Source organism: Ensifer adhaerens (assembly GCF_002007205.1).
GTDB lineage: Bacteria > Pseudomonadota > Alphaproteobacteria > Rhizobiales > Rhizobiaceae > Ensifer > Ensifer adhaerens_D.
Genome location: NZ_LAZS01000012.1, coordinates 484515 through 499349 on the forward strand (window position 1 = coordinate 484515; position 14835 = coordinate 499349).

General features: G+C 63.2%; 14 protein-coding genes. 7 read left to right on the plus strand and 7 right to left on the minus strand.

The genetic code is table 11. From position 1 onward, the window contains the following. Window positions 1-3: 3 nt before the first annotated feature. Window positions 4-1017, minus strand: coding sequence for a dimethylarginine dimethylaminohydrolase family protein (locus tag XB14_RS27020; RefSeq protein WP_077966316.1), 1014 nt, complete (start codon window positions 1015-1017; stop codon window positions 4-6). 155 nt (window positions 1018-1172) lie between these two features. Between XB14_RS27020 and XB14_RS27025 the strand changes: the two genes are divergently transcribed. After that, window positions 1173-2075, plus strand: coding sequence for a LysR substrate-binding domain-containing protein (locus tag XB14_RS27025; protein WP_077966318.1), 903 nt, complete (start codon window positions 1173-1175; stop codon window positions 2073-2075). Window positions 2076-2251: 176 nt separating this feature from the next. Here XB14_RS27025 and XB14_RS27030 read toward each other — a convergent pair whose 3' ends face one another. Genes XB14_RS27030 through XB14_RS27050 form a run of 5 tightly spaced genes read right to left on the minus strand, consistent with a single transcriptional unit; the run spans window position 2252 to window position 7358 of the window. Beyond that, window positions 2252-3556 (minus strand): aspartate aminotransferase family protein, encoded by a 1305-nt coding sequence (locus tag XB14_RS27030; protein ID WP_077966320.1) that lies wholly within the window; start codon window positions 3554-3556, stop codon window positions 2252-2254. Further along, window positions 3553-4371: an N-formylglutamate amidohydrolase gene (locus tag XB14_RS27035; RefSeq protein ID WP_077966333.1), complete on the minus strand. Its 819-nt coding sequence runs from the start codon at window positions 4369-4371 to the stop codon at window positions 3553-3555. Before XB14_RS27035 ends, XB14_RS27030 begins: the two co-directional genes overlap by 4 nt. Window positions 4372-4389: 18 nt before the next feature. Beyond that, window positions 4390-5733 carry a glutamine synthetase family protein gene (locus XB14_RS27040; protein ID WP_077966335.1) on the minus strand — a complete coding sequence of 448 codons (1344 nt, stop codon included), beginning with the start codon at window positions 5731-5733 and terminating at the stop codon, window positions 4390-4392. Window positions 5734-5767: 34 nt separating this feature from the next. Further along, entirely contained in the window at window positions 5768-6430 is a 663-nt protein-coding gene (locus tag XB14_RS27045) for an isochorismatase family cysteine hydrolase (protein WP_077966337.1), read from the minus strand. A 46-nt stretch (window positions 6431-6476) separates the two neighbouring features. Beyond that, the gene (locus XB14_RS27050) at window positions 6477-7358 is read right to left on the minus strand and encodes a MurR/RpiR family transcriptional regulator (RefSeq protein ID WP_077966339.1); all 882 of its coding nucleotides are present in this window, start codon (window positions 7356-7358) and stop codon (window positions 6477-6479) included. Window positions 7359-7537: 179 nt separating this feature from the next. Here XB14_RS27050 and XB14_RS27055 point away from each other — a divergent pair, with 179 nt between their 5' ends. From XB14_RS27055 to XB14_RS27080, 6 genes are all read left to right on the plus strand, one after another. Then, window positions 7538-9421 carry an ABC transporter permease subunit gene (locus XB14_RS27055; RefSeq protein WP_077966341.1) on the plus strand — a complete coding sequence of 628 codons (1884 nt, stop codon included), beginning with the start codon at window positions 7538-7540 and terminating at the stop codon, window positions 9419-9421. Between the two features lie 21 nt (window positions 9422-9442). Next, a complete protein-coding gene (locus XB14_RS27060) occupies window positions 9443-10606 on the plus strand; it encodes an ABC transporter substrate-binding protein (RefSeq protein ID WP_077966343.1) in 1164 nt (387 codons plus the stop codon). 86 nt (window positions 10607-10692) lie between these two features. Further along, the gene (locus tag XB14_RS27065; protein ID WP_234804149.1) at window positions 10693-11430 is read left to right on the plus strand and encodes an ABC transporter ATP-binding protein; all 738 of its coding nucleotides are present in this window, start codon (window positions 10693-10695) and stop codon (window positions 11428-11430) included. 24 nt (window positions 11431-11454) lie between these two features. Continuing rightward, complete coding sequence (locus XB14_RS27070) at window positions 11455-12342, plus strand: branched-chain amino acid ABC transporter permease (protein WP_179119684.1); 888 nt, start codon at window positions 11455-11457, stop codon at window positions 12340-12342. A gap of 119 nt (window positions 12343-12461) precedes the next feature. After that, window positions 12462-12737 (plus strand): type II toxin-antitoxin system ParD family antitoxin, encoded by a 276-nt coding sequence (locus tag XB14_RS27075; RefSeq protein WP_077966345.1) that lies wholly within the window; start codon window positions 12462-12464, stop codon window positions 12735-12737. Continuing rightward, on the plus strand, window positions 12724-13068 hold the full coding sequence (locus XB14_RS27080; protein ID WP_077966347.1) for a type II toxin-antitoxin system RelE/ParE family toxin: 345 nt from the start codon (window positions 12724-12726) through the stop codon (window positions 13066-13068). Before XB14_RS27075 ends, XB14_RS27080 begins: the two co-directional genes overlap by 14 nt. Before the next feature lie 204 nt (window positions 13069-13272). Here the strand turns inward: XB14_RS27080 and XB14_RS27085 are convergent, their stop codons facing one another. Beyond that, window positions 13273-14832, minus strand: a complete 1560-nt coding sequence (locus XB14_RS27085; protein ID WP_077966352.1) for an ABC transporter substrate-binding protein — start codon at window positions 14830-14832, stop codon at window positions 13273-13275. Window positions 14833-14835 lie beyond the last annotated feature (3 nt).

Below are 14835 nucleotides of genomic sequence, written 5' to 3' on the forward strand. Positions count from 1 at the left end.
CGATCAATCGACGCTGTCGCGGATTAGCGGACTCGTCGAGCAATGGATACCGCCGCCGTTAAGTTGCACCTTGTCGTAGTCGATCTCGAGCACGGTCACGTTGTTGCGCGCGAGCGCCTCGCGTGTGCGGTCCGAAAGGCCGCGCGGCATGATCACCCGGCCGGGCGCGATGGCCAGGCCATTGACGATCCAGGGGTTGTCATCCTCGTTCATCTCGATGGTGCGGATGCCGAGTTGGCGCAGCTTTTCCAGGAAAACGAAGGAGAGGCCTCGCGGCCAGATCAGCGCGAGATCTACGTCGACCATCAGGAAATGCCCGTCGATATGGATGTCGTAACCGCAGAGGTCGACCACCAGCAATTCGACGCCCTGATAGCGCAGGACATCGGCGATCTGGCTGATGCCATCGTCGTTGATGCGGATGCCGCGGCCGATGACGGCGGTGCGGCTGTTGAGCCAGGCAAAACTTCCGCCTTCGGCCATGGCGGTTCCGTGCAGGGTGCGCAGCACCGGCATGCCGTGCTTTGCCAGCGTCCGCGTCACCGGCAGTTCTTCACCGTGGCGCATGCGCGGCGCCAGCCGCGGGACGATCGCGCCGCCTTTGACGGCGATGCAGGAGTCACGGGTATAGACGGACTTGAACCGGCCGCGATCGACGCCTTCGACATAGATGACCTCGACGCCCTCGGCGCGCAACAGGTCCGCAAGGCCGTCATGCTGGGCCTGCAGTTCTTCGAGTGTGGGAATGCTGTCGCTCTGCCAATACCAGCCAGCCTCGAGATCGCCATAGGTGCCGATCTCCTCGATGCGCTTGCTGCGGTCGATAACGGAAAACTCGTCACCGGGACGATGCATCAGCACGCTGCGCAGCGTCCCGACATCGTTGTCGCAGCCCCAATTGCGGCCCCAAAGGCGGGCGAGTCGCTCCGGTGCTTCGAAGGCCGGCTCGGGAACGGAACCGAAATATTTGATCGTCGCGGAATAGAGATCCTTTTTCTTGGGCGGTGCGGCGTTCACGTCTGGTCCCCTTCTATGCGGGCCGGCAGCGGTGATCGGCCCCGGTCTTGTTTCGATAAAGAAGATGCTAACGTATCGTTTTTTTCCCTCATAACGAATTGATTTCCTCCAATACTTGAGGTTTTCTCAATAACGAGCTCGATCGGGAGGACCAGATGTCGAGATTGCCGCCGCTCAATGCCCTGCGCGCATTTGAGGCCAGCGCCCGCAACAGAAGCCTGACGAAGGCTGCGAACGAACTGCATGTGACACCCGGCGCGGTCAGCAAGCAGTTTCGGCAGTTGGAAGAACATTTCGGCTTCGCGCTGGCGGCGAAATCGCGCGACAGCTTCGTGCTCACGCCGCAGGGCCAGGAACTCTTTTCCAAGCTCACCCAATCTTTCGAAACGCTCAACGACGCGGTGCTCGGGCTGCAGCGAAACCCGATCGCAGGACGGCTTGCCGTGCGCTGCATGCCGGCCTTCGCAACCCGGTGGCTCGTGCCGCGGCTCGGCAAGTTCTATGAGCGCTACGAGGGCGTCGAACTGCAGATTCTGTCCATGCCGGAATGGGGTGAGCCCTTTCCCGACGGCCAGGCGGATCTCGCCATCATGTTCGGCGATCCGCGCATCGCAAAGGGCGAGACGACGCCCCTCAAGCAGATGGAGTTCTTCCCCGTCTGCAGCCCGATCCTCCTCAACCGCGACGGCGACATCAAGCGCACAAGGGACCTGACGCGCCACGTGCTTCTTGACGGTGTCGGCTCCACGCACTGGAACGACTGGTTTAGCCATCACGGCCAGGAGATCCCGGCAACGGTGCGGCGCCTGAGCTTCGAGGATTTCAACCAGAACCTGGCGGCCGCGCGCTGCGGCATCGGAATTGCCATGGGCGACAACATTACGGCGGGCGAAGAACTCGCCCAGGGCGCACTGGTGCGCCCCCTCAAAGGCGGCATCAAGTCGGGGACCAAGGGCTACTACGTCATAACGCAGAGAAACCGCGAACGTTCACCGCTCGCCAAAGTGTTCATCGACTGGGTGGTCAACGAGGCAAAGGCAACCGTCGAATTCGTTTGAGGCAGCGCCGGCGTCAACCGCTTTCCAGCCTGGCTGATCGATGCGCATCTGACGCAGTATGTTCCGCCCGGCGGCCGGCGGTCCGCATCGAAATCATTTCACCACGGATAGGGACCAGATACTCTACCTCAAAATTCTGATCGTCGGGCGCCGAAGGTCAAGTCTTTGCGCTGTGGTCACCAACCCGCGAACTGCGCGATGGCTGTATCGGGAACCGTCAGGACTTCGGCAAAGGCTTGCTCCAGAACGTCCAGTGCCTGGTGGATTTCGGCGTCCGGGATGGTCAAGGGCGGGGTCATTTCCAGGACGTTTGCGTTCATCCCGACATAGTAGAGGACGAGGCCGAGCTCATAGGCTCGATAGATGAGTTTCGCCGCCTCCGCGCGTGCCGGAGCCCGTGTCTGCCGATCGAGGACGAGCTCGACGCCGCAGGCAAGGCCTCGGCCACGGATATCGCCAATAAGTTGATATCGTTCGGCAAGCACTGCCAGACCGTCGCGCAGAAGTTTTCCCTTGCGATCCGCCTCCCGCGCCAGTTCCTCGCGCTCGATCGTTTCGAGAACGGTAAGGCCGGCGGCGGCAGAGATCGGGTTGCCGTGCAACGTCTGCATGGCAAAGGCGCTGGCGCAATCCAGTATGCGCGCCGGACCGATCGCGGCGGAGAGCGGCAGGCCGCCGCCGAGCCCTTTGCCAATCGTCAGGATGTCGGGGACGAAATCCTCGTGCTCGAAACAATGCTGCCGGCCGCTGCGGCCAAGCCCGACCTTCACTTCGTCGCAGACGACGAGCACGCCGTACTCACGGCAGATCTCGGCGAAGGCCTTGAAGAAGCCGGCGGGCGGGACGATTACGCCGCCGTCGGACTGGATAGGCTCGATGAAGGCGGCGGCGAACTGTTCCGGCGCCGCTTCGAGGCGCTGGCGCAGTTCGGCGAGGATCGCGCCGCCGGTCGGGTCCTCGCGGTAGGGCCGGTAGGGATCGGGGTAGGGGAGCAGCAGCAGACCATCGGCCTTGGCAGCACCCGCCTGGACGCTGTGGCCGGAAAAGGCCATGGAGCCGGTGGTGCAGCCGTGATAGGCACCGACGAAGGCGATGACGCCGCTGCGACCCGTCGCCTTGGTGACGGCGCGGAAGACGGCCTCGTTGGCGTCGGAACCGGAATGACCGAACCAGACCTTGTTGTCGCCCGCCCCCGGAAAGGCAGCGAGCAGCTTTTCGGCAAGTTCGGTCGCCGGCCGGTTCGCGGCCGATAGAACGCTCGCACCGGCCGGATTGGCGGCGGCGCGCGAAATCGCCTCAACCAAGGCCGGGTGGCCATAGCCGAGGCTGGCGGCACCCCAGGCACCGGAGAGGTCGACCAGTTCACGGCCGTTTTCCTCTGTGAGCCTCGCGCCACGGCCGCCGGTCACGGCGAGCGGGAAGAAGCGCAGCTTCTGCAGGTTGGCGATCGCCGCCTGGTCTCTCTCGTAGAGCTTGGTCACAGGCCTTCCCCAATGCTCGCTTTTAGACAGCGGGTAAGACGCTCACCCCAGGCAGCGACGCCCGCATCCGTGTCGATCAGATCGTGCCGCACCTCGACCAGTACGCCCGGAAGCCCGCGCGCGTCGGCATGAACAGGCACGGTGTAATCCTCGTCGGGGTGGATGTTGTAGGGCTCGTTGTCGCCGATCGTCAGCTGGCTTTCGCTCGAGAGCTCGCGGATCAACGAACCAGCAAAATCGACCGCGTCGCGATAGAGGATGCCCGCCTGCCACGGGCGTGGCTTGCCGAAATAGACGGGCGTGAAGCTGTGGATGCCGACCACGAAGGTCCGCTTGCCTTCGCTTTGGAGCCGGTCGAGCCGGCGGCTGACAGCCTCGGCGAAGGGCGAAAACAGCGTGTCGATCCGCTGCTGCCGCTCGGCGTCGCTCAAGTTTTGGTTGGCGGGGATCTCCGTCGTCTCGCTGATTTCGGGGATCATCGAGGAGGCCGCCAGCGGCCGGTTGCAGTCGATCACCAGCCGCGAATAGTTGGTGAAGAACAGTGGCGCGTCGAGGCTGAGGCTTAAGCGCTGGGCCAGCGCCATGGCGCCGATGTCCCAGGCGATATGGCGCTGGCGCTCGTGAGGCGGCAACCCCATGTCCCCGAGCGCGCGTGGCATCCGGTTCGACGCGTGCTCGCACAGAAGCAGGATCGGCGAGGCGCCATCCGGATTGAACACCGCATAGGGCGGCAGTTCGTCGATCGCAAGCAGCGGCGCGCTCGGGTCGTGTCGCGCGCCGGGCTCTAGGCTCTTGATGGCCGTTGTCGAGGTCATGGGCTGCCCATCCGTCAATCAGTAGACCGCCGCATAGCGGGCGCAGAGTTCGTCCGGCGAGAGGCCCTCGACGATCTCGATCTCCTTGCGTTTCATCGCCATGTAGCAGTCGAGAAAGTCCTTGGAGAACCAGCCGGTAACAACCGGATCGGCGGCGAGTGTATCCAGCGCTTCCGGCAGGCTCGCGGGCAGGCGGCGGATGCCGAGCTTCTCCTGGTCTCCGTCAGAGAAATCGGAGGGATCGGAATTGATCAGGGGCGGCTGTTCGAGCCCGGCCTTGATGCCTTCGAGGCCGGCTTTGAGTAGGACGGCCAGGGACAGATGCGGGCTGGCGCAGGCGTCGGCGGCGCGATACTCCATGTTGAACTGCCTCGCCGGATTGCTCCCGGGCAGGTCCAGCGTCGGGCAGATCCTGAGCGTCGCCTCGCGGTTCTTTTCACCGAGGCAGGTATAGGCGGCACTCCAATGGTGCGGCACGAGCCGCATGTAGGAGAGCACGGACGGTGCGGTGAAGGCGGTCAGCGCCGGCAGATGCTTGATGACACCGGCGGCAAAGGAACCGGCAACCTTGGAGAGCCTGCCGGGACGCTGTATGTCGAAGGTCACCGGATTGCCGTCGAGGTCGGTGAAGCTCACATGCAGGTGAACGCCGTTGCCGACACCGTTCGGAACCGTCTTCGGGGCAAAGCTCGCATTCCAGCCGAAGAGGGCAGCCACTTCCTTGGTGATCGCGCGGATGGTGGCGCCGCGGTCGGCCGCCGTCAGCGCGTCGGCCGGACGGCAGGTGATCTCGAACTGGTCCTTGCCATATTCCGGCAGGAACATTTCCGGCTCGGCGCCCGCTTCCTTGAGCGCGGTCATCAGCAGCGAGCCGAAGGGCTCGGCGCGACGCTGGGCGCGAAGGCCGAAGGAGGGGGCGTCCGGCCAATCGACGCCGAGAAGCTGGAATTCCTGCTCGACGGCCGAGATCACCTTGAGGCCGATCTCTTCGTATTCCTTCAGCGTCTGTTTGAGGAAGCTGCGCACGCAGCAATCCCAGGCATTGCCCTGAAGATCGGTGATATCGGAATGGTAGAAATGCAGCGGCGTTTCGTCGGGCAGGCAGGTGACGCGCGCCTTGCTGTTCGGGTCCGCCATCAGCCTGAGGTCGCCGGCCGAACCCCAGGGATTGTTCTCCGCAATCAGGTCGAAAGGCGTCAGCGCCAGGTTGGCCGGCACCCAGCCGACGCCCTTGCGCAGGTAGCTGTCGATCTCGGTCGCAGCGAAGCTGCGGCCACGGGTAATACCGGCGATATCAGTCGTGACGAAGGTGGCAAGTTCGGTCAGTTCAGCGGCCGCCTTGCCGTTGTTCGTTTCGGTCATGGATTCCCCTCCAGTTTTGTTCTTTTCAGACGGTCTAGGCCTGGCGCAGGCCGTTCAGGCGGCTGACGACAGTGTCGGTGTCGGTCGTCCAGCAATAGCCCGCGTAGGCGCGAAGGGCCGCGTCATGGCGCTCCTGGCTGTAGGTGGCGCAGGCGTCGTTGACGACAGTGACGAGGTAGCCGCGGTCGGCGGCATCGCGCACGGCCATGTCGACGCACTGGTCGGTGATGACGCCGGCAATGATCAGGTAGCGGGTGTTGAGGTTGCGCAGGATGTAGTCGATGTTGGTCGAGTTGAAGACCCCCGACGAGGTCTTCGGCAGCACGATCTCGTTGTCGATGGGGGCGAGTTCCGGAATGACCTGCCCCTCGGGCGAGCCCTTCGGCACATGCATGTCGGAGAGCTTGTGGTCGAGCGAGCGGTCCCGGCCGTCGAGCGTCAGGCTTTCGATGATCGTGTGCAGCACCTCGCATCCGGCCTTTCGCGCCGCCTCCAGAATGCGCACCTGGTTGGGGATGACCGTCTGGCGCAGGCGCCTGTGATAGTAGCTGCCCGCATCTTGCGGGTGGGTCGGGTCGAGGTTCGGCTCGCACCAGATGCGCTGCATGTCGACGAACAGCAGCGTGGTGCGGCCCGCCTCATAGGCGCTGTCGCGCCTCAAGAGATCGTCGCCAACCTTCACTGTGACTGCACTCATTCGAATTCTCCTCGGTTTGTCTGGTTCGCCGTGACGGCGGAAAAGCTCAGCGGTCGTCCTCGACCTGCGGATTGAAGGCGTCCTCGGTGATCGCGTAGCCGCGGCGCAGTTCCTCCATGCGCTCGATGCGGCCGCGCGACTGGGTGGCGAGGCGGGCGGTCAGCGCCCCGATCAGCGCTTCGGTCTGGGCGATCGCCGGCACCATCGTGTCGTAGGGCGAGACCGTGTCGACCGGCGCCATCAGCGTGACGGTGGCGAACTCGGCGATCGGCGAAACCCAGCGGTCGGTGAACAGCACGATGCGCGCGCCTTGCGCGGCCGCCTGCCGGGCGAAGCGGATCGTGTCGTTCTGGTAGCGGCGGTAATCGTAGACGAAGAGCACGTCGCGCTTGCCGAGATCGACGAGCTGGTCGACCTGGTCGGCCTGGCTTCCGTTGATCCAGCGCGTGTCGCCGCGCAATTGCTTCATATGCGACCAGAGCAGGCCCGCGAGAAAGCCGCTGAAGCGGCCGCCGAGGCAATGGATGCGAGCGCCCATGTCGGCGGCGGCATCGACGGCCGCCTCGAAATCCTCCGAAGGCAGCATCTGCATCGAGGATTCCAGCGCATGAATGCTGGCGCGCAAGAAGTACTGGTAGAAGTTTTCCTGCTCCAGCGACGGCCGTCGCTCGTCAAGCATCGACAGAGGCGAGCTCATGCGCTCCTGCACTTCGCTGAGCAGCGCCTTCTGGAACTCCGGATAACCCTCGAAGCCCAGTGTGTTGGCAAAGCGCACGACGGTCGGATTGCTGACGCCAGCAGCGGCGGCGAGATGCGCGACCGTGTTCAGCCCTGCTGCCGGATAATTCGACAAGAGCTGCCTGACGATCTTCAGTTCAGAGCGCGTGAAAGTAATGGCGCCGTCTGTCAGTCGGTCCCGGATTGCCACGATTTCTGCCTCCCAAAAACGATGGCGTGAACCCCAATTTCTACTTTTTGTTACATAATTGCTAGCAGAGAATGTTTTTTGAAACAAGATTGACATTTGGTCGATCTGCGTTAACGTTCATCTCGGGAACGGGCCCGAGCTAAAAACATGAGGCGGGCCAAAAATCTGGGGGAATGCGGATGGTTCGCGTCAGGCGAGAAACCGTCGTTGGTATCCTTGTGACGTCTCTGCCGCTTCTGGCAGCCGCTGCCGTCGCCTCGCTGTTCTTTCCAGGCAGCGGCGAGCGCCTGGTGACGCTCTACATGATCAACGTGATCGCTGTGCTCGGCATCGGCATCTATGCCGGCAATTCCGGCATCGTTTCCTTCGGTCATGTCGGCTTCATGGCGATCGGCGCCTATGCGTCCGGCCTGCTGACACTCAACCCGATCATCCAGAAGACGGCGCTGCCGCACCTGCCGGAATGGCTGGCGGGTATCGGCATGCCCTTCCTTCCGGCGCTTGCCATCGCCCTTGTCGTCGTGGCTCTCGTGGCCGTGGTTATCGGCATTCCGGTCGCGCGGCTTGGTGGCTCGTCGGCCTCGATCGCGACACTCGGTTTCCTCGTGATCGTGCACGTCGTGCTCGTCGCCTCGACCGACTTCACCCGCGGCAGCCAGACGTTCTTCGGCATCCCGCGCGCCGTCAATCTCTGGGTGGCACTGCCCTTTGCCATCGCAGCGGTGGCGGTCGCGCGCCTCTACCGGGATTCGAGCGCCGGCCTCAAGCTCCGCGCCTCGCGCGAGGACGAGATCGCGTCCACTGCCGTCGGCGTCAATGTCAGGCTGCACCGCTTCTTCGGTTGGGTTCTCGGCGCCGTGCTCGCCGGGGCCGCAGGTGCGCTGCTTGCGCATTTCCTCGGTGCCTTCTCGCCCAAGGATTTCTATTTCAACCTGACCTTCATGCTGCTTGCCATGCTGATTCTCGGCGGCATCACCACGGTCTCGGGCGCGGTCGGCGGTGCAGCCGTTATCATGCTGATCGTCGAACTCCTGCGGAAGCTCGAAGGCGGCGTCGATCTCGGTTTCCTGAAACTGCCGACCGTCTTCGGGCTTACCGATATCGGTATCGGCGTGGCGATCCTCGTTGTCATGTACCGCCTGCAGGACGGCCTCTTCGGGGTGCGCGAACTCGACGAGCGTTTCGGCTGGTTCAAGCGCTTCGCTTCAAAGAGCGCTTCCACCAGCCCAGCGCCGGCGGCCATTGCCGCTGCATCTTCGTCTGGTCAGGGCACGCTTCGGGTCGAAAATCTCGGAAAGAAATTTGCCGGCCTCGTTGCGCTCGAAAATGCCAACTTCGAGATCAAGCCCGGCCTTGTCACCGGCCTCATCGGCCCGAACGGGGCAGGCAAGTCGACGCTGATCAACAGCGTGTCCGGCGTTGTGCCGCCATCGACGGGCCGTGTGCTGATTGATGGCCAGGATGTCGCCGATCTGCCCGTTTACGCTGTTCCGGTTGCGGGGCTTGCCCGCACCTTCCAGAACATTCGCCTGTTCAAGAACCTGACCGTTCTCGAAAACGTCACGGTCGCGGCAAGCGCCTTGAAGGCGGGCGGCGAAGATCCGGCGGCCCGTGCACTGACCGTGTTGGCGGAAGTCGGGCTTGCCGAATTCGCCGACCGGCTGGCCGGCACGCTTTCCTATGGCGCGCAGCGTCGGCTCGAAATCGCTCGCGCGCTGGCGTTGAGGCCGCGCTACCTGCTGCTCGACGAACCGGCCGCCGGGATGAACCCGGCCGAGACCGAGGAACTCATGCGCGTGCTGGACCGCATCCGCGTGAAGTACCGGCTTGGCCTGCTCGTGGTCGAGCATGACCTGAAGCTGATCATGCGGCTCTGCGACGTCGTCGTCGTACTCAACAAGGGCCAGCAGATCGCCATCGGCACGCCGGCAGAGATCCAGGCCAATCCGGATGTCATCGAGGCCTATATCGGCCGACGGCGGTCAACGGCGCAGGCGCGGACTGAAACCGCTACGAGTTCCGATTTTCCGTCCGGTGCGCCGGGCCTTCACAAACCTGCATAATCAAAAGAGGGAGCTTTCCGGATGAACAAGAACGTCAGGGCCCTGTGCCTCACCACCATTTTCTCTGGCATCGCGCTGTCGCCGCTGCCCGCATTTGCCGAAGACCTCGTCATCGGCCTTGCGACCGCGCAGACCGGCGGGCTTGCGCCCTATGACCAGCCGTCGCTGAAGGGCTTGGAAATGGCCGTGGAGGAGATCAACGCGGCCGGCGGTGCGGCCGGCAAGTTCCCGATCAAGCTCGTGGCCAAGGACACCCGCTCGGATGCGGCCCAGACGGCGCTGGTCGCACAGGAGCTGGTCGACGAGGGCGTCAAGATCGTCATCACCCCCTGCGACGCCGATCCGTCGATCGCCGCGGGACAGGTGACCCAGGCAGCGCAGATCCCGGCCTTCTCCTTCTGCGCAACGACGCCGACCATGCCGCTCGCCGTCGGCGATTACATGTTCGGCAACTATCCGGCCGACAACGTCCAGGCTTCGGTGCTTGCCACCTATGCCACCGAGAAGGGTTACAAGAAGGCCTATATCCTGAAGTCGCCGGATAGCGCCTACACGCTGAAGCTCCCTGAATACTTCGCCACGGCCTTCAAGGCCAAGGGCGGCGAACTGCTGGGTGAGGGCACCTACAGCATGGGCCAGCAGGATTTCGGTGCCGAGGTCACCAAGATCAAGGCGATGAACCCGGCACCCGACGTGATCATGACAGCGGCCTACGAGCCGGACTTCCCGGCCTTCATCCGCCAGCTGCGCGGCGCCGGCGTCACCATCCCGATCTTGGGCAGCGACGGCATCGACTCGCCGACGACCTTCGGTCTCGGCGCGACGGTCGACGGCGTCGTCTTCACCACCGCGGGCTTTGCCAGCGAAGGCAGCCCGCTCGCGGACTTCAACGTGAAGTACAAGGAGAAATTCGGGCAAGTGCCGGACACGGTCTACATCGCCAACGGTTATGACCTCGGCAAGGTCATCGATGCGGCGGTGACGGAAGCCAACAGCATCGATCCGGTCGCCATCCGCAACGCCATCGCCTCGCTCGAAAACGTCAAGGGCGTCACCGGCCCGATCACCTATGCCGGCACGCAAGGCATGCCGATGCGCTCGGTTTCGCTGGTGCAGATCGAAGGCGGCAACCGCCAGCTGATCAGCCAGGGCGTTCCGGCCGCCGCCGACATTCCGGCGCCCTGATCGACGTCGTATGGCGGTCCTCGGCTTTGCCCGGGGATCGCTTCTGCGGCCGCTCATTTGCAATCCACGGCAAGGACTTTGCCCCGATGACGATGCGTGAAATTCCCGTTCCGAAACCGCTTCTGGAAGTGAGCGGCCTCAAGGTCGCCTATGGCGCGGTCGAGGCGCTGAAGGGCGTCGATCTCACCGTCGGCAAGGGGCAGATCGTGACCCTGCTCGGCGCCAACGGTGCCGGCAAGAGCTCGACCCTGAATTCGCTTGTCGGTCTTGCGGCGAAGAAGGCGGGACGGGTCGCGTTCAACGGCCAGGATATTTCGGGGCTCGCACCCGAACAGATCGTCCGGCTCGGCATGACCCTGACGCCGGAAGGGCGGCGTATCTTTCCGAGCCTCACCGTAGACGAACACCTGCTGCTCGGCGGCGCGATGCATAAAGCCCGCGGCGCAATCTCCGAGGTGCGCGAAGACATGCTGTCGCGCTTCCCAATCCTGAAGGAGCGGCTGACACAGAAGGCCGGATCGCTCTCCGGCGGCGAACAGCAGATGCTCGCGATTGCCCGCTCGATGATGTCGTCGCCGGACCTGCTGTTGCTGGACGAACCTTCGCTTGGCCTTGCGCCGCAGATCGTCGATCTGATCTTCGACCTGATCGCAGGCCTCAGGCAAAAGGGGCTGACGATCCTGCTCGTCGAGCAGAACGTGTCGCTGTCGCTCGAGATCGCCGATGCCGGCTACGTCATGGCCAATGGCCGGATCGTGCTCTCTGGCACGGCTGCCGAATTGCGCAATTCAACTGAAATCCAGGGCGCTTATCTCGGTGCTTGAGGCCGGGGCGTAGAGGTCAAAACGATGGACATGTTCCTGCAGCAGCTCGTCAACGCGCTCAGCCTCGGCGGCACCTATGCGCTTCTGGCGCTCGGCCTCGCGGTCGTCTTCTCGATCATGGGGCTCATCAACTTCGCCCATGGCGAGCTGATGACGGCGGCCGGTTATGGCCTTTGCTTCGCACTTCTCCTCGGGCTACCGTTTCCGCTCGCCGTCTGTGCCGCGCTGATGATCGCGATCGTGCTCGCCATGCTGATGGAACGCATCGCCTTCCGGCCGGTGCGCGGTGCCAGCGGCACGACGCTGCTTCTGACGAGTTTTGCCGTCAGCGCCATCCTGCGCGTCATCTTCCAGAACTTCATTTCGGCAAGGCCCAAGCCGGTTCCAATGCCCGAGAGTTTCTCCGGCACGATCGAGATCGGCGGTCTGCATCTCGGCCTCATCCAGGGAACCTCGATCCTTGTCACGATCATCATGCTCGTCGGCCTCAACCTCTTCCTGCGCACCACGGTGCTCGGTCGCGCCATGCGTGCGGCCTCGGAAGATTTCGCCATCGTTCGGCTGATGGGCATCCGCGCCAATGCGGTGGTTGCCACAGCCTTCGCGATCTCCGGTCTGCTTGCCGGTGTCGCCGGTATCCTCTGGGTGGCGCAGCGCGGCAGCGTCGATCCGCTGATGGGCTTCTTGCCCGTACTCAAGGCCTTCATCGCCGCGATCATCGGCGGTCTCGGCAGCCTGTCGGGCGCGGTCGCCGGCGGCTTCCTGCTCGGCTTCATCGAGGTGTTCCTGCAGGCCTATCTGCCGGAAAGCCTGCTCAGCTATCGCGACGCCTTCACTATCCTGCTCGTCATCGGCGTGCTGCTGTTTGCGCCGCAGGGCCTGCTTGCAAAGAAGACCGTCATCAAGCTTTGAGAGCGGCGAAGAGCACTGGATGTCGGGACGATTTGCTGTCTTGTCGACTTGGCGGATCATCTCGTCAGATTGACTAATGTGCTACTGAGTAGCAAATTGGGCTCAAAGGAGTTAAACCGATGAGTGTCAAATCCTCGATCTCGCTGACCGACCAGCAGGATGCGTTTGCCCGTTCGCTGGTGGAGAGCGGTCGGTACTCCAGCATGAGTTCCGTTCTCCAGCAGGGCCTGGAACTGCTTCGTCAGAAGACGGAAACTGAGGACGTCGAAACGGCAGCGCTTCGCGAATTGGTTCAGCGGCGATTGAACGGACCGACAATTTCTGCAACCGAGATGGAAAGCCGCGTTGCGGCAATGATTGAGCGGAAGCGACGGGGGGTTCGTGTGGACCCTTGAATACTCTGAGGATGCCGCGCGCGATATCGAGCTGATCTTCGATCATCTGTTCGGCGTCTATGTCGAACTTGGGGACACGCCCGACGAGGCTGTGGAGCGTACCGCCGAGCGGATCCGCAAACTGCATGCCGAAATCGATCGTCTCGTCGATACGCCCTATATCGGGACCCTGCGTCCCGATGTTCACCCCGGAATCCGGTTTCTTCGGCGGGACAAGGCGGCTATCTGGTTTCTGTCGATAGAACATACCCGCACGATCATTGTCGCGGCAATTTTCTACGGCGCGCAGGACCACATCAGAAACATGCTCGCACGGATGCTGGCGGGGTAAGATCTACAGCCCCGGGGCCTTCGTCCCCAGCTTGCGCCTTCGCCTGTACCAGAACCCTGAAACGGACGGGCGGGCACACGAGTTCGCCGACAGCATGGCAGACGGCGCAGTTGACGGTGCTGAGACAGCCTGAAGATGTTGTTGGTTGCCGCCCTCGCAAACCGTCCAGGAACCGGCTGTCGTTCCGGCTCCTGGACCAAGGGGTTAATCCGCGAAATGCGTGAGCCAGTGGCGCGGCTTGTTGTCCGCCAGCTGCGCGACTTTGTCGATCTTGTTGGTCATCACCCAGGCCATGGGCTGCTGGTGCAATGGCAGCATGATCATTTCGTCCTTGACCATCTGGAGCGCCTTGGTCTGCAGCTCTAGCCGCTTCGCGCGATCCATTTCGGTCGATGCCTGGGTGATCAGCTTGTCAATGTCCGGATAGCTCCAGCCACCCCAGTTGAAGACGCCTGCCTTGTCGCTCCGCGTCGCGATCATCTGGAGCAGGATCGAGTAGCTGTCGAGCATGGGCTCGTTGGCCCAGCCGATGATGTAGACGTCAGACAGGCCACCGGTGCGCTTGGGCGCCTGCGCGGCCGTCGGGCCGATGTCGAGCTGCGGCTTGAAACCGGCGCGGCTCAGCATGTTGACGATGCTCTGGCAAAGCTCCTCCTCGTTGACATAGGCCTCGTTCGTGCAGACGAGGGTGAACGGAAGATCGCTTGCGCCGGCTTCGGCGAGCAGCTTCTTCGAGAGTTCGGGATCGAACGGAACCACCGTGTCCAGCGCCTCGACATAGCCCGGAATCTCCGGCGCAATGATCGCGCCCGCCATCCGCGACTTGCCGCGCATGACCCGCTTCTGGATGAGGTCCTTGTCGAGCGCGTGGGCGACCGCCTGGCGGACACGCAGGTCGTTGAACTTGTTGTCGACGCCGTCGGCCAGCTTCGGTTTGCGGTTGAAGCCCATCATGATGGTGCGCAGGTCGGTACGCTCCATGACCTTCAGGTCCGGCTGCGCAAGAAGGCGCGGGAGATCCTGAGCGGGCGCATTCTCGGTGAAGTCGATCTCGCCCGACAACAGGGCGGCCACGCGCGTCGCGGCCGAGACGATCGGCGTGAACTCGATGCGGTCTATGTTGGACTGCGCTTTGTCCCACCACTGGGCGTTCTTGACGAGAATGGTCTTGCTGTCGGGCGTGCGGCTCTCCAGCTTGAACGGGCCCGTGCCGTTGGTGTGGTAGGTCGCGTATCCTTCGATCTTCTTGCCGACGTCCGTCGGCTTCAGCGAGTTGTTGTCGGCAAGCCAGGTCGCGTCGAAAATGTGGATGTTCGTCAGGTCGTTCAGGAGCAGCGGATAGGGGCCGACAAGTTCGATATCGATGGTGTGGTCGTCGACCTTCTTCGCCGACTTGTAGGCCGGAAGATTGCCACGCAGCGGAGACGCCGGATCGCTGACGCGGGTGAGCGAGGCGATCACGTCGTCTGCAGTGAAATCGGCGCCATCGTGGAACTTGACGTCCTTGCGCAGGTGGAAGCGCCAGACCGTATCCGATACGGTTTCCCAGGAGGTTGCCAGCGCCGGCTCGAGCTTCAGTTCGGCGTCGTAGCGCACAAGACCTTCATAGACGTGGTTCAGGAAAGAGAGGGTGTAGCTGTCGCCATAGGAATAGGGGTCAAGCGAATAGATGTCCCGCGAAGCGCCCCATTTGAGCGTTTCGGCATGCCCCGCCGTGGAAAGCGCAGCCGCTATGACGGCCGCGAGGGTCAATTTCTTGAGCATTCT